Origin of the sequence: Chryseobacterium sp. UNC8MFCol (assembly GCF_000482305.1) — a bacterium.
Lineage (GTDB): Bacteria > Bacteroidota > Bacteroidia > Flavobacteriales > Weeksellaceae > Chryseobacterium > Chryseobacterium indologenes.
On record NZ_AXUZ01000003.1, the window covers coordinates 1 to 19,910 of the forward strand.

A 19,910-nucleotide genomic window follows, 5' to 3' on the forward strand; every position below is an offset into this window, starting at 1 on the left:
TCCATTTTCAACTTTTTACCATTTCCTAGCCCCGATAGAAGCGGTTACCCCACAGCAGGCGCTGGAGAATATAAGGTTAGACGTGGAGCGCAAGGGCGCGAGGAGTATGAGCGGATAGCGGGAAACAGCTCCTGAATATGAATATTACAGATATAATGAGGATCTACATAAAAAAACATTCCGTAAGAGTCCTTTTATAGGCTTCCTACGGAATGGTTATAAAGAAGTTATATTTTCTAATTCAGAACATAGGATGTTCCGTCTCTTCCATCTTTTAATTCGATACCTTCGGCAAGGAGTTTGTCTCTGATCTGGTCTGAAAGATCGAAGTTCTTGGATTTTCTTGCCTGATTTCTCAATTCGATCAATACTTTTAAAGTCTGATCAAGCTTTTCATTATTGTTTTCTTCTACAGTCTGTAATCCCAGTACGTCAAAGATAAATGCATTCAATGATGATTTTAAATCTTCGAGATCTGCTGTTGAAATTGTTTCTTTACCGTCATTTAAAGCAAAGATGTATTTTACTGCTTCAAATAAGTGAGCGATCAGGATTGGAGAGTTGAAATCATCTGTTAATGCGTCATAGCATTTGTTCTTCCATTCTGTAAGACTGAATGCCGATTGCTTGTTGTCATCTGGAGTAATGGAGTTCAATACCTTCACAGCTTCCATTAATCTGATAAATCCTTTTTCGCTGGCGATCATGGCATCATTGGAAATGTCTAACACACTTCTGTAATGTGCCTGCAGAAAGCAGAAACGTACAATTGACGGATGGAAGGGCTTTTCGAAAAAATCATTATCCCCGGTTACCAACTGCATAGGAAGGATATAGTTCCCGGTAGATTTGCTCATACGCTGGGAATTCATCGTTAGCATATTGGCGTGCATCCAGTAATGTACCGGTGCTGCACCATTGCAAGCTTTTCCCTGAGCGATTTCACATTCGTGATGAGGGAATTTCAGATCCATACCACCTCCGTGGATGTCAAATGTTTCACCTAAATATTTAGTGCTCATTGCGGTACACTCAAGGTGCCATCCCGGGAAGCCTTCTCCCCAAGGCGAATTCCATCTCATAATATGAGCAGGAGATGCTTTTTTCCAAAGGGCAAAATCCTGAGGATTCTTCTTCTCTCCTTGCCCGTCAAGATCACGGGTATTGGCAAAAAGCTCTTCTATATTACGTTTTGAGAGCTCACCATAGTTCAGCCCTCTTTTATTGTATTCCAATACATCGAAGTATACGGAACCATTACTTTCATAGGCAAAACCTGTGTCTATTAATTTTTGAGTTAGCTCAATCTGTTCTACAATGTGACCGGTTGCGGTAGGCTCGATATTGGGAGGAAGCAGGTTGAACATGTCCAGAACTTTATGGAAGTCTACCGTATATTTCTGTACAATTTCCATTGGTTCTAACTTTTCAAGACGGGTTTGCTTAACGAATCTGTCGTTATTTACATCTCCGTCATCGGTAAGGTGCCCTGCATCGGTAATATTTCTTACATATCTTACTTTGTAGCCCAAATGCATCAGGGTACGGTAAATAAAATCGAAAGAAAGGAAAGTTCTTACATTCCCCAAGTGTACATTGCTGTACACTGTAGGTCCGCAGACGTACATTCCTACGTTTCCTTCTAAAATAGGTTTGAATATTTCTTTTTCTGCTGTAAGCGAGTTATATATTTTTAATTGCATTTATTTTTTATTAAAAGATTCAATAGTTTTTTAAGATTCAAAAATTAGTTAAAATAAAAATCTGCCACAACATATAATTGTTGTGATGAAAATTTTATCTTCTATTTTTTTAAATTTTATCATTATTAAATCGCTTTTAAATGATGCTGCAGATGATCTACATAATCATTGATAATAAATTCCAAGGTAAACCTTTGAGGTTCTGTCTTGGTGGTGTCACAGGTTCTTTGCAACGCTTCATCGGGGATATTTTCAACAATGTGCACAACCTGATAATTCAGCATTTTCCACAATAAAATCAAATCAGCCGTGGGAACATTCTGATAGTTCTGAGCTTTTACCCAGGCATTCTGATCGTATACAATATTCTCGTTCTCTTTGTATTGTGTAACTACAAATCTACGGATATTTGTAAAAGCACTGTCACAAAGGTGACCAATAATTTCTTTTTTGGACCATTTTTCGGGTGCGGACTTGTAGCTCCATTCTTCTTCAGAAATCGTCTGAAATCTCTGAAGTTCTGCATCTATTATGTTTTTGAGTATCTGGTAATTCATGGATTAATCTAGTTTGGCATGGCTTCCAACATAATGTAAGAATTCCTGTCTTGTAATAGGGTTTGTTCTGAAAATTCCGCTTAATTCTGCTGTAATGGTAGAACTTGCAGTATCTTTAATTCCCCTGCAGTTTACGCAGAGATGCTTGGCATCAATAATGCAGGCCACATTTTTTGTTCCTAAAGCTTCTTTTAAAGCTTCAACAATCTGCATGGTCAATCTTTCCTGAACCTGTGGTCTTTTGGCATAATAATCAACAATCCTGTTAATTTTTGAAAGACCGATTACTTCACCATTTGAAATGTAGGCTACGTGAGCTCTTCCGATGATAGGTAAAAAGTGATGTTCACAAAAAGAATAGACTGTGATATCCTTCTCCACCAACATCTGGCGGTATTTATATTTATTGGAAAATGTAGAAATGCCGGGTTTATTTTCCGGAAGAAGTCCTCCAAAAATTTCATTCACATACATTTTGGCAACACGTTTAGGGGAATCTTTTAAAGAATCGTCTGTCATATCCAGCCCCAGTGTTTCCATGATTTCTCCAAAAAGCTCAGTGATTTTTTCTATTTTTTCCTGTGGCGATTTATCAAAAGCATCATCTCTTATTGGCGTATGTTCTTTTCCTGTGAAAATATCATCGTCGTTATCGGTAAAATCAACCATTTTTATTTAATTTGCAGCAAAAATACGGATAATATTTAATCATCTATTTTAAAATTAAATGAAAAATATTATCTTTTATAACCTTGTCTGATTAAAGAACATATGATTATTGTCGAAGAAGTACAAAACGAAAAACAAAAACAGGAATTTCTGGAATTTCCGGTACAACTGTACCAAAACGACAAAAATTATATACGTCCTTTAGATAAACATATTGAAGAAATTTTCGATCCTAAAAAAAATAAATTCTTCAAGGATGGTGAATGCAAAAGGTTCTTATTTAAAAAACACGATAAAACGGTAGGTAAAGTCGCTGTATTTATCAACAGTCACTACAAGCAGGAACAACCCACCGGTGGTTTTGGTTTTTTTGACTGCATTAATGATCAGGAAACGGCAAATTTTATTTTTGACCATTGTAAAAACTGGCTTCAGGAAAGAGGTATGGAAGCGATGGATGGTCCTATTAACTTTGGGGAAAGAGATAAATTCTGGGGACTTTTGATTGAAGGTTTCATCGAGCCTTTATTTGGGATGAACTATAATCTTCCTTATTATAAAGCGCTTTTTGAAAATTATGGTTTTCAGATTTATTTTGAACAGCTTTGTTTTACCAGACCCATTTTCACAGAAGTATCCCGAGTATTTAAAATTGCTCATGAAAGGAACAGGAGAAATCCTGCTATTTCAGCTCAACCCATGAAAAAGAACAATCTCGAAAAATTTTCCAGAGATTTCACTGAAGTTTATAATAAGGCATGGGCATCTCATGGGGAAGGTAAACAGTTGGATGAAAAGAAAGTGCTGAAGATGTTCAATACAATGAAACCAATCATCAATGAACACATTTCCTGGTTTGTATACGAAAATGAAAAACCGATAGCTATGTGGATCAATCTTCCGGATCTGAATCAATGGTTCAAGTACCTCAACGGGAAATTTGGAATTTTTGAAAAGCTTACATTTTTATTCTTAAAACATTTTAAGAAGAATGAGAAAATGGTGGGCCTTGTCTTTGGAGTTGTCCCGGAATGGCAAAAGAGAGGAATCGACGGATATATGATCTGGGAAGGGACTCAATATATTAGAAAGCATACGGATTTCAAAATTACTGAGTTGCAATGGATTGGTGATTTCAATCCAAAAATGATCAGGATTGCTGAAAATCTTGACACAACAGTAACCAGAAAACTTGCCACTTACCGTTATTTATTTGATAGAAAAAAGAAATTTTCAAGGCACCCATTATTGTAATATCCCATTTCCGTTAAATTCTAGCATAAATTCAAAGTTTTACGTTAGTATTATTTGTAAATTGCCTTAAAATTCTAATAATATGAAAAAAACATTTTTCTTAGCTATACTGATGTTTTCAGCTGTAAGCTATGCTCAAATTCTTCGTATGGATGAGATCCCTAATAGTGACAATATATTGTCCAACAGGCTTATGGATCCATTTTCGCCTGTTAATGGTGGGGTATTGAATCAAAGAGGTGAAATGTACATGAACCAACCCAGTGCTCCGGGAGCAAGAACTATAGCATATAGCGACATTCAGGGTGATCCTTATTTTAAAAAAGACTTCACGCCTACAAGATTCCAGGGTGTTACAGAACCCGCCCCGGCAAGATATAACACGTATCTTGATGAAATAGAATTTAAGAAAAAAGATGATAAAGTATATGTGCTACCAAAAAGTGATACTTTTCCCAAATTAACTTTTTTAGATAGTAAGGATACCTTAGTACGACTGGATACTGGTGATGATCTTTCAGGATATTTTTTTGAAATTGTAACGGGAGAATATGGACTGTATAAAAAGATCAAAACTACTTTTCTAAATGGCGAGAAAGCAGATAATGCATATTCAAACAATACTCCACCTTCATTTAAAAACCTGAACCCAATATACTATATAAAGACTCCGGATGGGTTTATCAAAAATCCTAAAAATTCAAAAGAATGTATGGATGGACTTCCGGGAAAAAAGGAGCAACTCGAAGGTTTCTTCAAGTCTAATAAAATTAAATTCAATAAACAGGATGATCTTATAAAACTGGTTAATTTCTTAAACGGTAAATCATAATTAAATCTGAATTTTTGATACAAAATAAACCCTGCTACATCACGTAGCAGGGTTCCTTCATTTAGTACTGATATTAGAATAGCTCGCCGGCTACTTTTTTAATATTATCACTTTTCCCCATGGAATAAAAATGCAAAACAGGAACTCCGAAATCCAGCAGTTCTTTGCATTGTGCAATAGACCACTCTATTCCGATTTGTTTGACTGCTTCATTATTTTTTGCATTTTCCACTTCGTTGATCAGTTCTTCCGGCAGATCAATTTTAAATACCTGTGGAAGCAGTTTTAAGTGTCTTTTGGTAGCAATGGGCTTGATCCCCGGTATGATAGGAACTGTAATTCCCATTTCCCTGGCTTTTTGTACAAATTCAATATATTTTTTGTTATCAAAAAACATCTGGGTTACAATGTAGTCAGCTCCGGCATCTACTTTTTGTTTCAGCCATTTTAAATCATAATTCATGGAAGGTGCTTCCATATGTTTTTCAGGATAACCGGCAACTCCGATGCAAAATTTATTCAACTCGTCACAGACCTGATCTTCATTGTGCAGGTACTTTCCTCTTCCCAGATCGTTAATCTGATTGACAAGATCCATAGCACTGGCATGACCTCCCTGCGTAGGTTCAAAATACTGGTGTCCTTTCATGGCATCTCCTCTCAAAGCCATTACATTTTCTATCCCGAGATACATACAATCTACAAGAAGGTATTCTGTCTCTTCTTTGGTAAAACCACCACAAAGTAAATGAGGCACGGTATCAACATTATATTTGTGTTGAATCGCCGCACAAATCCCCAATGTCCCCGGGCGCATCCTTGTGATTCTGCGTTCCATCAGACCATTTCCTTTATCCAGATAAATATATTCTTCTCTCGAAGTGGTAACATCAATGAATGGAGGTTTAAATTCCATTAAAGGATCAATGTTTGTATAGAGATCTTCAATACCTATTCCCTTTTGTGGCGGAACCACTTCTAAGGAAAATAGAGTCTTTCCATTTGCATTTTTAATGTGTTCAGTTATCTTCATGTTTAATTTTAATCTGCTAAGTTGGGTGACAACCATTTTTTAGCTTCCTGAATGCTACAACTTCTTCTGTCGGCATAATCTTTCAGCTGGTCTTCCGTAATTTTTCCTAAACCAAAATATTTGGCATGCGGGCTTCCGAAATAATATCCGGAAACAGATGCCGTTGGAAACATCGCCAGGCTCTCTGTAAGGAAAACACCTGTATTCTCTTCTACTTTGAGAAGATCCCAGATGGTTTTCTTTTCCAGATGGTCAGGGCAAGCCGGATATCCAGGTGCGGGACGTATTCCTTTGTATTTTTCGGCAATCAGTTCTTCGTTGCTTAAGTTTTCCTGATTGGCATATCCCCAATATTCGGTTCTTACTTTTTTATGTAAAAATTCTGCATAGGCTTCTGCAAAACGATCTGCCAATGCTTTCACCATGATCGCATTATAGTCATCATTGGCTTTTTCATATTCTTCTGCAAGTTCATCCGTTCCAAAACCCGTGGTGACACAAAATGCTCCCATATAATCGGTTTTCCCCGAACTTTGAGGGGCAATAAAATCACTTAGGGCCAGATAATCTTTTCCTTTTGATCTTTGAGCCTGCTGTCTTAAGGTTAAAAACTTGGCCTGTTCTTTATTATTTTCATCAAAAATCAAAATATCATCGGTCTCATTGGAATTGGCCTTAAAAATTCCGAAGACGGCTTTTGCCGTTAGTAACTTCTCATCGAGAATTCTTTTCAAAATGACCTGTGCATCTTTGAATAGCTCGCTTGCCTGCACGCCCACCACCTCATCTTCTAAAATATTGGGGTATTTGCCATGTAGATCCCAGCTTCTGAAAAATGGTGACCAGTCGATGAAAGGCAACAATTCCCGAAGGTCCTGGTTTTCAACAACGGTTACACCCAAATTATTTGGTGTGAAAATATCTTCGTTTTGCCAATCAATTTTAAAATGATTTTCTCTTGCCTCTTGTATAGAAACATAGTCTTTATCCACTTGCCTGTTCAGGAATTTCTCTCTGAAATCGGAATAATCGCTTTTCAGATCAGAAACATATTCTTTATTCCGGTCTCCCAATAATGAGCTGACTACATTTACTGCCCTGGAAGCATCATTCACATGAACGACAGCGTTTTTATATTTTAAATCGATTTTCACTGCAGTATGTGCTTTTGAAGTGGTAGCACCTCCGATCAATAAAGGAAAATCTAAATTTTGTCTTTCTAATTCTGATGCGATATACACCATTTCGTCCAGGCTTGGTGTAATCAATCCGCTCAATCCGATGACATCTACTTTTTCTTCAATAGCTGTCTGGATAATTTTTTCTGCCGGCACCATCACACCAAGGTCAACAATTTCGTAATTGTTGCATCCTAATACTACACTGACAATATTTTTTCCGATATCATGCACATCTCCTTTTACAGTAGCCATTAATATTTTTCCATTGGCAGGTCTTGATCCGTCTTTTTCAGCTTCAATGAAAGGCTGTAGATATGCCACGGCTTTTTTCATTACCCTTGCAGATTTCACTACCTGTGGTAAGAACATTTTTCCGCTTCCGAATAAATCTCCTACGACCCCCATTCCCGTCATCAGGTTTACTTCAATGACATGAAGTGGTCTTTCTGCCTGTTGCCTTGCTTCCTCCACATCCTCTTCTATAAAACGGTCAATACCTTTTACTAAAGCATAGGTAATTCTTTCCTGCAAAGGATTGTTTCTCCATTCAAGGTCTTCGGTCTTTTCTTTCTTTACCGATTTATGTTTTTCAGAATAATCAAGAAGTCTTTCTGTGGCATCTTCTCTTCTGTCAAGAATCACATCTTCAACCAGTTCAAGCAATTCCTTGTTAATCTCATCGTAGACTTCCAGCATAGCCGGGTTTACAATTCCGATATTCATCCCGGCCTGGATTGCGTGATAAAGAAAAACTGAATGCATAGCTTCTCGTACGGTATCATTTCCACGGAAAGAGAAGGAAACATTGCTCACTCCCCCACTTACTGAGGCATAAGGGAGATTTTGTCTTACCCATCGTGTTGCTTCGATAAAATCGATGGCATTTCTTCTGTGCTCATCCATTCCTGTAGCTACCGGGAAAATATTCAGATCGAAAATGATATCTTCTGCCGGGAAACCCAGCTGGTTGACAAGAATGTCATAAGATCTTTTTGAAATTTCAATTCTTCGTTCATAACTATCTGCCTGCCCTACCTCATCAAATGCCATGACAATGACTGCGGCTCCATATCTTTTAATAGCTTTTGCATGGTGGATAAATTCTTGTTCACCTTCTTTTAAGCTGATAGAATTCACCACACATTTACCTTGCGCGACCTGTAAACCGGCTTCCAGGATTTCCCATTTGGAAGAGTCCACCATGATGGGGATTCTTGCGATATCCGGTTCTGAGGCGATTAAGTTCAGGAATTTGATCATCGATGCTTTTCCATCGATCAGTCCGTCATCAAAGTTAACATCAAGAATCTGTGCACCTCCTTCCACCTGATGGCGGGCGATATCTAATGCTTCAGAGAACTTTTCTTCTTTGATGAGTCTTAAAAATTTCTTTGAACCGGCCACATTGGTTCTTTCACCTACGTTGATGAAATTACTCTCCGGCGTTATGATAAGAGGCTCGAGGCCTGATAATCTTAAATATTTCATTAATCTTATTCTTCTAAAATATAATAGGCATTATTTGCATTCTGCCTCAATAAATCTCTGTGCTTACTTAAAGCAGTGATCAAGGGAAACCTTTTATAGGCTAAACCATGCTCCCTGGCAAATTGTTCTATTTCCTCTGTGATTTCATTGTAATACATATAACTGTAGTTTGGAAAGAGATGATGGGCCACATGAAAATTAAAATTCCCCAATAGATTTCTTACAAACCAGTTATTTTCTTTTAAATCGTTGGTAACTTCCAGCTGATGACGAAGCCAGCTAAACGGAAGTCCGTTTTTATTATCTAATTTCGGAAAAGCATTATCCGGCAGCGGATGTAATGGCAGTAGAACAAACAGGGCAAAAATACTGGCTGCAATTACCTGCAAAAACCAGGCTCCCAGAGCCAATCCTATTGATACTTTAAAGAACACAACAGGGATCACAATCTGATAAAAGAAGTAGAATAGTTTATAACTCACCATTTTTACTTTTTCTACAACAGGAATTCTTCCCTGGGTTTTTAAAATCACCCTTTCCTTGTCAAAGAAGTCTCTAAAATCCCTTATAAACATCCAGTTGAACAAATACAAAGGATATACTAGAAAGAAAAACTTGTGCTGATACTTCTGAATGCCTTTTGCTTTAATCCATGGTACAATTAACAATAAACCACTTTGCTCGATGTCTGTATCCCATCCGTCTACATTAGGATAGGCGTGATGACTTGCGATATGCCTTTTTTTCCAGATATAGGAATTAGCCCCTACAAAATCAAAAATGTGTAAGACGATCCAGTTGAGTTTTTTGCTTCTGTAGATATTGTTATGGGCTGCTTCATGAATTAAATTCAGATAAATCAACACGAGAAGAATTCCCATACAGATAAAACTCAGTATATACCCCCAAGGTGTCTGTGCATTAAAAAGAGCAAAAAGATATAACCCCACATAGATCAATGGCAAGATGACCGCCTTGATCTGAATGTAAATATCCCTATTCTCGGAAATGGTTTCTACACGCTGGTTCACTTTCTTTCTTAATTCATTAAACAGTTTGGCATCGTCTGGATCTTTCAGGTAAATCGGCTTTTCCATTACATTAAATTTTGTGGTTTATTTAAAGTTAATATTTATAAGCCAGCCCACATTCTTGATTTTAATTAAAAAAATCTATCAAATCATACAAATTCCTTCAATTTTCTTGGTTGATACTTTTCTACCAGATCAGCAATGGCTTTGATATGTTCCGGTGTTGTTCCGCAACATCCTCCGATAATATTGATCAATCCTTTTTCTACATATTCCTTGATCTGTCTGGCCATATCTTCAGGAGTCTCGTCATATTTCCCGAAAGCATTAGGCAAACCTGCATTCGGATATGCTGAAACGTAGAACTCTGAATTATGAGCCAATGTTTCAAGATACGGGGTTAGCTGATCTGCTCCCAATGCACAATTGAATCCAACACTCAGCAAATTCAGATGGGAAACTGAGATCAGGAATGCTTCAGCCGTTTGGCCACTCAATGTTCTTCCTGATGCATCGGTAATTGTTCCTGAGACCATGATCGGAATTTTAATTCCTCTTTCGTCCTGCAGTTCATCAATGGCAAATAAAGCTGCTTTGGCATTTAATGTATCAAAGATGGTTTCTACTAAAAGAATATCGGAACCACCATCCAGCAAAGCTTCACACTGCTGTTTGTAGGCTACCCTTAACTCTTCGAAAGTAATGGCTCTGTAACCGGGATCGTTCACATCCGGACTTAAGCTTGCCGTTCTATTGGTAGGACCGATGGACCCCGCGACGAATCTTGGTTTATCAGGATTTTTGGCAGTATACTCATCACAGGCTTTTCTGGCAATCTTTGCTGATTCGTAGTTCAGTTCATAGACCAATTCTTCCATGTGATAATCAGCCATGGCTATGGTAGTTCCTGAGAAAGTATTGGTTTCAATAATATCAGCTCCTGCTTCCAGATATTTTTTATGAACTTCTTCTATCGCTTGAGGCTGGGTAAGGGAAAGCAAATCATTATTTCCTTTTACCGGATGTTCCCAGTCTTTAAATCGCTCTCCACGGTAATCTTCTTCTTCAAACTTATAACGTTGAAGCATGGTTCCCATCGCGCCGTCCAGGACTAGGATGCGTTCTTTGAGGGCTTTGTTTAGTGATTCTATATTTGTCATCTCTTTTATAGTTGTTGAGTGAGACTGATAGTTGGTTGATAGGACTTCGTTCTCTATCTTGGGTTAAATCGCCCCTTTGGCACTCTTTGTGATTAATCTAAGGCTTGTTTTAAGTCTGCAATAATGTCGTCTACATTTTCCAGACCTACTGAACAACGTACTAAACCTGCGGTAATTCCTACTTCGTTTCTTTCTTCATCCGACAGTTTTGAATGGGTCGTTGATGCAGGATGGGTGACGATCGTTCTCGTATCACCTAAGTTGGCAGAAAGCGAGCACATTTGTATCTTATCTAAAAAGCTTCTTCCGCCTTCGATACCTCCTTTAATTTCAAAAGCAACAATATTTCCTCCCAGCTTCATCTGTCTTTTAGCGATTTCATAGCTTGGATGGGATTTGAGGAATGGATATTTTACAAGTTCCACATTAGGATGGTTTTCTAAAAACTCTGCTACCTTCAGTGCATTTTCACAATGTTTTTCAACGCGGATGGCTAAAGTTTCCAGACTTTTTGATAGTACCCAGGCATTGAAAGGAGATAATGCAGGCCCTGTATTTCTTGCGAAAAGATAGATTTCCCTGATCAGGTCTTCCCTTCCTACTGCAATTCCTCCCAGTACTCTTCCCTGTCCGTCAATCAGCTTCGTTGCAGAATGTACAACAACATCTGCACCATATTTGATCGGCTGCTGCAGATAAGGCGTTGCAAAACAGTTGTCTACAATGAAAATCAGGTTATGTTTTTTGGCAATCTGTCCGAAAAACTCAAGGTCCAGGATTTCAATCGCAGGATTGGTAGGAGTTTCAAGGTACAGAATCTTTGTATTGGGTTTGATGTATTCTTCTACGTTTTCAGCATCTTCAGCTTTGAAGTAGGTGGTTTCAATATTCCATTTCGGGAAATATTTTGTAAACAAAGTATGGGTAGAACCAAAAACTGACTGACAGCTTACGATATGATCCCCCGCACTTAATAATGCTGCAAATGTTGAGTAGATGGCAGCCATTCCCGTTGCAAATGCATATCCTGCTTCTGCTCCTTCCATTTTTGCGATCTTCTCTGTAAATTCAGTTACATTTGGGTTTGAGAATCGGCTGTACAGGTTTTTAGGCTTTTCTTCCGCAAAGCTTGCTCTCATATCCTCAGCATCCTGAAAAATAAAACTGGACGTAAGGTATAAAGGTGTGGAGTGCTCATCAAACTGAGATCTTTCAGTCTGTGTTCTTATTGCTGATGTTTCGAAATTTTCCATATAGTTTTAATTTGATAGAATTGCATTCTATCTTTGGTTAAATCATCCCTTCGGGATTGTTTCTACAATTATTTTGTTTCACTTACTCTTAAAATGTCACCGAATACTCCTCTTGCAGTTACCTGAGCTCCGGCCCCGGCTCCCATGATGACAATCGGATTTTCGCCGTAGCTTTCTGTATAGATTTCAAAGATCGAGTCTGAACCTTTCAACTGACCTAATGCGGAAGTAGCAGGAACAGAGATCAGTTTTACATCCAATTCTCCTTTGTCTTTCTGTAAATCGCCATGTAAATCTCCGACGTATCTCAACACATGACCCGGTTCCTGGCTTTCTTTGATTTTTTGGTATTCTTCGTCTAATTCGTCAAGTCTGGAAAGGAATTCTGATTTTGAAACAGATGATAAACTTTCCGGTACCAGATTCTGAATGTTGATATCATCAAATTCATTGATCAGATCCAGTTCCCTTGCCAGAATCAATAATTTTCTTGCTACGTCATTTCCTGAAAGGTCTTCTCTCGGATCCGGTTCTGTATATCCTTTTTCAAGAGCTTCATTGATGATGGTTGAGAATTTGTCGTTTCTTAAAGAAAAATTGTTGAATACATAGCTCAATGTTCCGGAGAATACCCCTTTGATTCTTGTGATATTTTCTCCTGAAAGGTGTAATAATTTGATAGTGTCAATTAAAGGCAACCCTGCTCCTACATTGGTTTCGTATAAATAACGTCTGTTATTTTTACTCAACGTATATCTTAGTTTACGATATTCTTCAATAGGCAGCGTATTGAAAATCTTGTTGGATGACACTAAGTCGAATCCGTTTTCAGCCAATGCATGATAATTCTTCACAAAGTCTTTGCTGGCAGTGTTGTCTACAACGATCAGGTTTTCTAATTGATTTTCGTTTGAAAAGTTAATCAGTTCCTGAACATTTGACGGATGTTCTGCAGTCAACACTTCATCACCCCAATTGGCATCAAATCCTTTTTTGTTGAAAGCTATTTTCTTTGAATTGGCTACAGCAACTACTCTAAGATCTATTTTCTTGCGTCTTTTAATTTCTTCTGACGACTCAAGCACCTGCTGTATTAATGTTTTTCCAACATTTCCATGACCGATGATTGCCAGATGAACGATCTTTGGTTTTTTAAAAATTTCGGATTCAATGATATTTTTTGTTTTTTCATCCTGAGATGAAGTCACGACGATATTTACTCTGTTTTCTCCGGCTACCTGATTTAACAATAATGGAAAAACGTTGTTTCTTGCCAGTTCGGCAAATACTTTATTGAAATCTTCTGCAACAAATCCGATAACAGAAACATTATTGATACTATATATCTGGGATACTTTTCCTGATTTTCTTTCCGGTTCAAATTCATCAATAAGACAAGCTACTGCTTTTTCGGCATCATTTTCGTGAACCAAAATAGAGATTCCGTTTTCTATAGCTTGCTGGGAGATCACTCCTACACTGATACGCGCTAGAGTAAGCGCTTTAAAAATTCTTCCGTCAATTCCGATTTCTCCTAAAAAATCTTCTCCTTCAAATTTGACGATTGATCTGTTCTTCAAAAATTTTATTTCGTTAGCATTTTTCATTACTTTATAAAATGTTTTTTATGATATTATTTAATTGTTGGTATTCCATTAGGAAGGCGTCATGCCCGTGTATAGATTGGATCTCGTGATAGGAAACAGTATTCTTTTTTTTCTGCAGGCTTTCAAAACACATTCGGATTTCAGAAGCAGGAAAGAATAAATCTGTATCAACGGAGATCATGTGCATTCGTGCCTGTATGCTCTCCAGAGCAGATTCTTCCGTGTTAATATTCATCAGCAGATGATTCATCAGTTTATAGGCTTTTAAACTAAATCTATCGTTTAAAGCATTTCCATGATAAACCAGCCAGTCTTCTGATTCCAGGCGTTGTTTTTCCGGGTTGTATGTATTTTGAAATCTGTCATTGAGTGACTGCGGAGTTCTGTAGCACAGCATGGCATGAATTCTTGCTTTTTGTAATGGCTGATCTTCAGAATTCAATAGAAATTTCTGAACCAGACATTGTGCATGAAGCCAGTCATGAGTTCTGTGATCACAGGCTATCGGGATAAAAACTTCTGTCAGCGCAGGTTGCTTGGCCAGCATTTCCCAGGCAATTCCGCCTCCGAGTGAGCCTCCGATAATGGCGTATACGTTTTTGATATGTAAAGCTTCAAGCCCTTTCAGAAATAGATTTGCAATATCTGAGGGAGTGAAGTCTTCATAGTTGTCAATTAAAAAATGATCGTAACCGTTTCCGGGAATATTGAAACACAGAACTGTGTATTTTTCCGTATTGATCACCTGATTTTCCCCAATAAGTTGTTTCCACCATCCTTTTTCTCCTGAAACATCAGAGTTTCCGGTTAAGGCATGATTGACTACAATAATGGGTGCTGTAAACAGCTCTTTCCCGAACAGCTGATAGCTCAACGGGATATGGTATTCCTTTCCGGAATTGGTTTGATACGTAAGATTAATATAGTTTAGTTCTGTTTTCAATTCTATTATTTTAATACAATTGAAAATGCCACAGGAAATGGCTGAAAAGAACTTCAGTAAGTTATCTGTCCAAAATAATTTTGGTAGAACGTAGCACCTTCTTTGCTTGCACAAAGGGTTGCTAAGGTTTCATAGGGTCTAATCCCTCAACCTTTCTTGATAACATTTTCAATATTTGAATGAACGAATAGTGCAAAGGTAGTTCTTTTCTTTTAATTTCAAAAAAAAATTAATTTAATATTTAAAAATCGGCTTAAATACTAGTGTTTCAAGAGTATATTAATAATTATTCAGATGAAAAAAATTGGAATTACTTTTCAAAAAAACTAACTTCGTATAGAAAAATGATGAGATATGACCGCCGAAAAAGAAAGATTACAAGATACCAAATGGAAAAACTGGGGACCTTATGTAAGCAACCGGCAATGGGGAAATGTACGTGAAGACTACAGTCCGAACGGAAATGCCTGGAACTATACCAATCATAATAACGCGGAAAGCTATGCTTACCGTTGGGGTGAGGAAGGTATTGCCGGGATTTCAGATGTAAAGCAGCTTTTCTGCTTTGCTTTTTCATTTTGGAACAAAAAAGATAAAATCGTAAAGGAACGCTTCTTTGGATTAAGCAATCCACAGGGAAACCATGGAGAAGATATCAAGGAAATTTTTTATTACCTCGATAATACCCCTACGCATAGCTATATGAAAATGGTATACAAATACCCTATCAATGCTTTTCCTTATGATGATCTGGTGAATGAAAACGGAAGACGCAGCAAACAGGAACCGGAATACGAGCTTTTCGATACCGGGATCTTTGATCAAGATGAGTATTTTGATATTTTCATTGAGTACTGCAAGGTTGACCATAATGATATTCTCGCCAGAGTAACGGTGTGCAACAGGAGTCAGCATGAAGCTCCTATTGTTGTGATCCCCACAGCCTGGTTCAGGAATAACTGGAAATGGGGCTACAATACCTATAAAGGGCAATTGAATGCCTCTCAAAACGGATGTATAGATATCGGGCATGACAGTATTTCCATCAAGAAAATCTATTCTAGGAATACGGATGTTCAAAGTGTGTTCTGTGATAACGAAACCAATACGACAAAGCTTTACGGAGTTCCGCACACTGAAAATAATTACTTCAAGGATGGAATTAACGATTTTATCATCCATCATGGAACTGATACCGTTAATCCTGAAAAGAGAGGAACAAAAGCGTCTTTTCTGATTGATGAAATGATTGGCGCCGGACAATCGAAAGTTTTTGAATTCAGATTGTGTCCGAATGAAACAGACGAACCGTTTGCACAGTTTGAGGAGATCTTCAATAGGAGAATTGCTGAAGCTGAAGAATTTTATCAGGAAATTCAGAACGACCCTATCAACGAAGATGAAAAAAATGTTCAAAGGCAGGCATTTGCAGGACTTCTGTGGAACAAGCAGTTTTATCATTATAATATCGGAAAATGGCTGAAAGGTGATCCGAATTTTGAAGCTCCAAGGAATTTCAATGAGTATGTACGAAATACGGAATGGAACCACCTTCACAATAAGGATATTATTTCGATGCCCGATAAATGGGAGTATCCATGGTATGCGACATGGGATCTTGCTTTCCACTGTGTGCCTCTTTCCATTATTGATGCAGAATTTGCTAAAGGACAGCTTCTGCTATTGACCAAAGAATGGTATATGCATCCTAACGGCCAGCTTCCCGCGTATGAATGGAATATGAGTGATGTAAACCCGCCTGTACATGCATGGTCGTGCTTCCGGGTTTTTAAAATTGATGAAAAAAATAATGGCAAACCCGATCTTTTGTTCCTTGAGAAAGTTTTCCAAAAACTTCTCCTGAATTTCACCTGGTGGGTGAACCGAAAGGATAAAAACGGTAAAAATATTTTCGGAGGAGGGTTCCTTGGTCTGGATAATATCGGAGCTTTTGACCGGAATATGGTTTTAAAAGACGGCCAGCATCTGGAACAGGCGGATGGAACAAGCTGGATGGCCATGTATGCCCTGAATATGATGCGAATCGCTATGGAACTGGCTCAATATTATCAGGTGTATGAAGATATGGCGATCAAATTTTTTGAACATTACCTTTATATTGCTGAAGCCATGGAGAATCTGGGTGAAGGGACAAAAGGTCTGTGGAATGAGGAAGACGGATTTTTCTATGATGTCTTACAGCTTGGAAACGGAGACAGTGTCTCCCTGAGATTACGAAGTATTGTAGGATTAATTCCGTTGTTTGCTGTAGAAATTGTGGACCACAGATTACTGGAAAAAATGCCGAATTTTCAGGCCCGAATGGAATGGATCTTAAAAAATAAACCTGAGCTTACGAAGCTGGTTTCTCACTGGGATGAGGAAGGACAAGGCAGAAAGCATCTGATGAGTATTCTTCGTAAAAACAGATTGACCAAAGTTTTATCAAGAATGCTTGATGAAAAAGAGTTTTTAAGTTCTTACGGAATCCGCGCCATGTCTAAGGTGTATGAAGAAAACCCATTTGTATTCTCTGTTCACGGCAAAGAAAATATGGTGTATTATACGCCTGCAGAAAGTGACAGCCGGATGTTTGGCGGAAACAGCAACTGGCGTGGCCCTATCTGGTTTCCTATCAACTTTCTTATTGTAGAAAGTTTACAACGTTTTCATTACTATTACGGAAACAGCCTCAAGGTAGAACTACCAACGGGAAGCGGTGATAAAAGGAATCTTGACGAAGTTGCCCAGAACATCAGTAAAAGGCTCTGTTCGATATTTTTAAAGGATGAGCATGGACAACGTGCCTTTAATGGAGGTAATCCTAAGTTCAATTATGATGAGCATTTTAAAGATTATATCACCTTCTTTGAATACTTCCACGGGGATAATGGCAGAGGTGTAGGAGCTTCCCACCAAACGGGATGGACTGCTACAGTCGCCAAATTGATAAAACCAAGACTGACCATATAAGATAATGAGCAATCAGTCATAAACAATAAAAGCCGGATCAATTTCCGGCTTCTTTTATTTTTTTAAATCAAAAATCAGATCTTTTCTCCGTTGACAAATACCTCATACCTGATCTCTACATTAGGTTCTAATGTTTTGGAGACAGAACAGTATTTTTCAAAGGATAACTGAGCCGCCTTCTGAGCTTTTTTAGGATCGATTTCTCCTTCTAAAAGGAATTTTACATTAATTGATCTAAAGGGTTTTGCATCATCTACAGGAATTCTTTCTCCTTCTACTTCTGCCTGGAAACCTGTAATTTCCTGACGTTGTTTTTTTAAGATAGAAACGACATCGATTCCGCTACAGCCTGCGACTGCCATTAAAACACTTTCCATTGGAGAGACACCCTTTGCTCCGGGTTGGGAAGTATTATCCAAAAGGATAGAATTTCCCTGGGAATTGGTGCATTCAAATAAAAAGTCCTCGTTTATTCTGTTAAGTGTAATTTTCATTTTTACTTATTTCTTACTACAAAATTATAAAATTCCTCTCGCTTTAATCTCTAAATATTTATTGATAACATCGATATTCAAATTTTCCGGAAGTGTATATACTGTATAGATTCCGTATTTTCGAAGTTCCTGAATGATCAGTTTCTTTTCAAATTCAAACTTTTCAGCAATGATCTCGTCATAGATTTCCTGCATATTTTCAGGGTTTTTACTGATGATCGTCTGCAGTTCTGAGTTTTTGAAGAAAACCACAACCAGCAAATGGTTTTTAGCGATCCCGCGAAGATATTTTAACTGACGGTTAAGCCCGTCCAATGTTTCAAAATTGGTAAAAAGAAGAATTAAGCTTCTTTGATTGATGGAGTATTTTACATCCTGATAGAGACGATTGAAGTCACTTTCAAAGAAATCTGTTTTGATATTGTAAAGTGCTTCAGAAATCTTTTTAAGCTGACCCGATTTATTATCAGCAGCAATTTTATTTTCTGCTTTTTTGGAGAAGGTCATCATCCCTGCACGATCTCCTTTTCGCAGAATAATATGGGATAACGCCATTGTTGCATTGATGGAATAGTCTAATAAACTCAATCCGTTGAAAGGCATTTTCATGGTTCTGCCTTTATCAATCAGCATAAAAATGCGTTGTGATTTTTCGTCCTGGAATTGATTAACCATTAAACGATTGGTCTTGGAAGTCGCTTTCCAGTTGATGGTCCTGATATCATCGCCAGGCACATAGTCTTTGATCTGCTCAAACTCCATGGTGTGACCCAATTTTCTGACTTTCTTAATTCCTCCCAGTAAAAATTCACTCTGAAGAGCCATCAGCTCATATTTTCTAAGATGAATGAAAGAAGGATAAGAAGGCAGCATCGCATCTTTTTGAAAATTGAAGCGCTTGGAAACAAAGCCAAGTGGTGACGATGCATAAATATTTAAACTTCCGAAATGATATTCTCCTCTTTCTTTGGGCTCTAAGCTATATTGAAAATAGATGTTTGAGCCGCTGTCGATATTCTTTTCGATTAAAAAATCTCTTTTTTGAAACTGAAACGGGATTTCATCAATAATTTTAGTTGTAATCTTAAAGCTGTAATTATTTTTAATATCTATTTTCACAAAGTTTTCATCCCCGTTCGAAAGTTTTTCCGGCAATATTCTTTGCGCCTGCAGTGCATTTTTTTGATTAAAAAGCAACAGATAATCAACCATGGCCGCCAGGAAGCACAGCAACAATACGATATGTGCTGCCCACATCAGAATCGGGAAAAAGAATGCCAGGACATACAGGATTCCCACTCCAATGAGTGTAAAGAAAAAACGTGTATTGATGTATAAGTTTTTCATTATTAAGGTTGCAGGTTGCAGATGAAAGGTTTTAGGTAAACGTCTATTGGCTTTTTCATCATGATTATTATTGTAAGGAGTTAATAATTCCGTTCAACATTTTAGCTATTTCTATAATTTTCCCGTTTAATTTTAAATACTCATTTCATTTAAAAAATTAAGGTTTTTTGAGATAATTAATTGTGTTTCTACTTCTGCACAACTGCCTCTTGATATTTTTAAAAATTGCAGATAATCAGGTTTACTTCTATCAATCCATATGTCTCATCTTTAGGAAAAGGTTCTGTAGCGCTGTAAATTTCAGTAACAACATCAATAGATTTCTGCCAGACTAAAAGGTCTTTAAAATCTGCCATATATGATAATTTTGTAACTATTTAAACAG

General features: G+C 37.6%; 16 protein-coding genes, 1 pseudogene and 1 riboswitch. Of the genes and pseudogenes, 3 read left to right on the forward strand and 14 right to left on the reverse strand.

The genetic code is table 11. The features are described from left to right. Window positions 1-236: 236 nt before the first annotated feature. The 3 genes from cysS to folE form a co-directional block, all read right to left on the reverse strand. The gene (gene cysS, locus M030_RS0100010; protein ID WP_027371661.1) at window positions 237-1,703 is read right to left on the reverse strand and encodes a cysteine--tRNA ligase; all 1,467 of its coding nucleotides are present in this window, start codon (window positions 1,701-1,703) and stop codon (window positions 237-239) included. A 125-nt stretch (window positions 1,704-1,828) separates the two neighbouring features. Beyond that, window positions 1,829-2,260, reverse strand: coding sequence for a DinB family protein (locus M030_RS0100015; RefSeq protein WP_027371662.1), 432 nt, complete (start codon window positions 2,258-2,260; stop codon window positions 1,829-1,831). Window positions 2,261-2,263: 3 nt separating this feature from the next. Next, window positions 2,264-2,929 (reverse strand): GTP cyclohydrolase I FolE, encoded by a 666-nt coding sequence (folE, locus tag M030_RS0100020; RefSeq protein WP_027371663.1) that lies wholly within the window; start codon window positions 2,927-2,929, stop codon window positions 2,264-2,266. Between the two features lie 102 nt (window positions 2,930-3,031). Here folE and M030_RS0100025 point away from each other — a divergent pair, with 102 nt between their 5' ends. Then, a complete protein-coding gene (locus tag M030_RS0100025) occupies window positions 3,032-4,183 on the forward strand; it encodes a hypothetical protein (protein ID WP_034721862.1) in 1,152 nt (383 codons plus the stop codon). Between the two features lie 82 nt (window positions 4,184-4,265). Then, window positions 4,266-5,015: a hypothetical protein gene (locus M030_RS0100030; RefSeq protein WP_027371665.1), complete on the forward strand. Its 750-nt coding sequence runs from the start codon at window positions 4,266-4,268 to the stop codon at window positions 5,013-5,015. A 73-nt stretch (window positions 5,016-5,088) separates the two neighbouring features. Here the strand turns inward: M030_RS0100030 and metF are convergent, their stop codons facing one another. From metF to M030_RS0100065, 7 genes are all read right to left on the reverse strand, one after another. Then, a complete protein-coding gene (gene metF / locus M030_RS0100035; protein ID WP_027371666.1) occupies window positions 5,089-6,048 on the reverse strand; it encodes a methylenetetrahydrofolate reductase [NAD(P)H] in 960 nt (319 codons plus the stop codon). Window positions 6,049-6,056: 8 nt separating this feature from the next. Beyond that, window positions 6,057-8,717 carry a methionine synthase gene (gene metH / locus M030_RS23475; protein WP_051584818.1) on the reverse strand — a complete coding sequence of 887 codons (2,661 nt, stop codon included), beginning with the start codon at window positions 8,715-8,717 and terminating at the stop codon, window positions 6,057-6,059. Window positions 8,718-8,722: 5 nt separating this feature from the next. Continuing rightward, window positions 8,723-9,814: a fatty acid desaturase family protein gene (locus M030_RS0100045; RefSeq protein ID WP_027371667.1), complete on the reverse strand. Its 1,092-nt coding sequence runs from the start codon at window positions 9,812-9,814 to the stop codon at window positions 8,723-8,725. Between the two features lie 83 nt (window positions 9,815-9,897). Next, window positions 9,898-10,908: a homocysteine S-methyltransferase family protein gene (locus M030_RS0100050; RefSeq protein WP_027371668.1), complete on the reverse strand. Its 1,011-nt coding sequence runs from the start codon at window positions 10,906-10,908 to the stop codon at window positions 9,898-9,900. Window positions 10,909-11,000: 92 nt separating this feature from the next. After that, window positions 11,001-12,161: an O-succinylhomoserine sulfhydrylase gene (locus tag M030_RS0100055; RefSeq protein WP_027371669.1), complete on the reverse strand. Its 1,161-nt coding sequence runs from the start codon at window positions 12,159-12,161 to the stop codon at window positions 11,001-11,003. A gap of 68 nt (window positions 12,162-12,229) precedes the next feature. Beyond that, the gene (locus tag M030_RS0100060) at window positions 12,230-13,768 is read right to left on the reverse strand and encodes an ACT domain-containing protein (protein ID WP_027371670.1); all 1,539 of its coding nucleotides are present in this window, start codon (window positions 13,766-13,768) and stop codon (window positions 12,230-12,232) included. Between the two features lie 4 nt (window positions 13,769-13,772). Then, window positions 13,773-14,711: an alpha/beta fold hydrolase gene (locus M030_RS0100065; RefSeq protein ID WP_027371671.1), complete on the reverse strand. Its 939-nt coding sequence runs from the start codon at window positions 14,709-14,711 to the stop codon at window positions 13,773-13,775. Between the two features lie 58 nt (window positions 14,712-14,769). Further along, a riboswitch (SAM riboswitch) is annotated at window positions 14,770-14,877 on the reverse strand. Between the two features lie 188 nt (window positions 14,878-15,065). Here M030_RS0100065 and M030_RS0100070 point away from each other — a divergent pair. Next, on the forward strand, window positions 15,066-17,684 hold the full coding sequence (locus M030_RS0100070; protein ID WP_027371672.1) for an MGH1-like glycoside hydrolase domain-containing protein: 2,619 nt from the start codon (window positions 15,066-15,068) through the stop codon (window positions 17,682-17,684). A gap of 74 nt (window positions 17,685-17,758) precedes the next feature. Here M030_RS0100070 and M030_RS0100075 read toward each other — a convergent pair whose 3' ends face one another. The 4 genes and pseudogenes from M030_RS0100075 to M030_RS23480 all read right to left on the reverse strand — a co-directional run. Then, window positions 17,759-18,178: an OsmC family protein gene (locus tag M030_RS0100075; protein WP_027371673.1), complete on the reverse strand. Its 420-nt coding sequence runs from the start codon at window positions 18,176-18,178 to the stop codon at window positions 17,759-17,761. Between the two features lie 24 nt (window positions 18,179-18,202). Beyond that, complete coding sequence (locus tag M030_RS0100080; RefSeq protein WP_027371674.1) at window positions 18,203-19,525, reverse strand: DUF58 domain-containing protein; 1,323 nt, start codon at window positions 19,523-19,525, stop codon at window positions 18,203-18,205. Between the two features lie 132 nt (window positions 19,526-19,657). Further along, a complete protein-coding gene (locus M030_RS26040) occupies window positions 19,658-19,741 on the reverse strand; it encodes a four helix bundle protein (RefSeq protein WP_232527571.1) in 84 nt (27 codons plus the stop codon). Then, window positions 19,727-19,881 (reverse strand): annotated as a pseudogene (locus M030_RS23480) (four helix bundle protein); the annotation flags it as partial. The pseudogene M030_RS23480 and the gene M030_RS26040, both read right to left, overlap by 15 nt. Window positions 19,882-19,910: the final 29 nt, after the last annotated feature.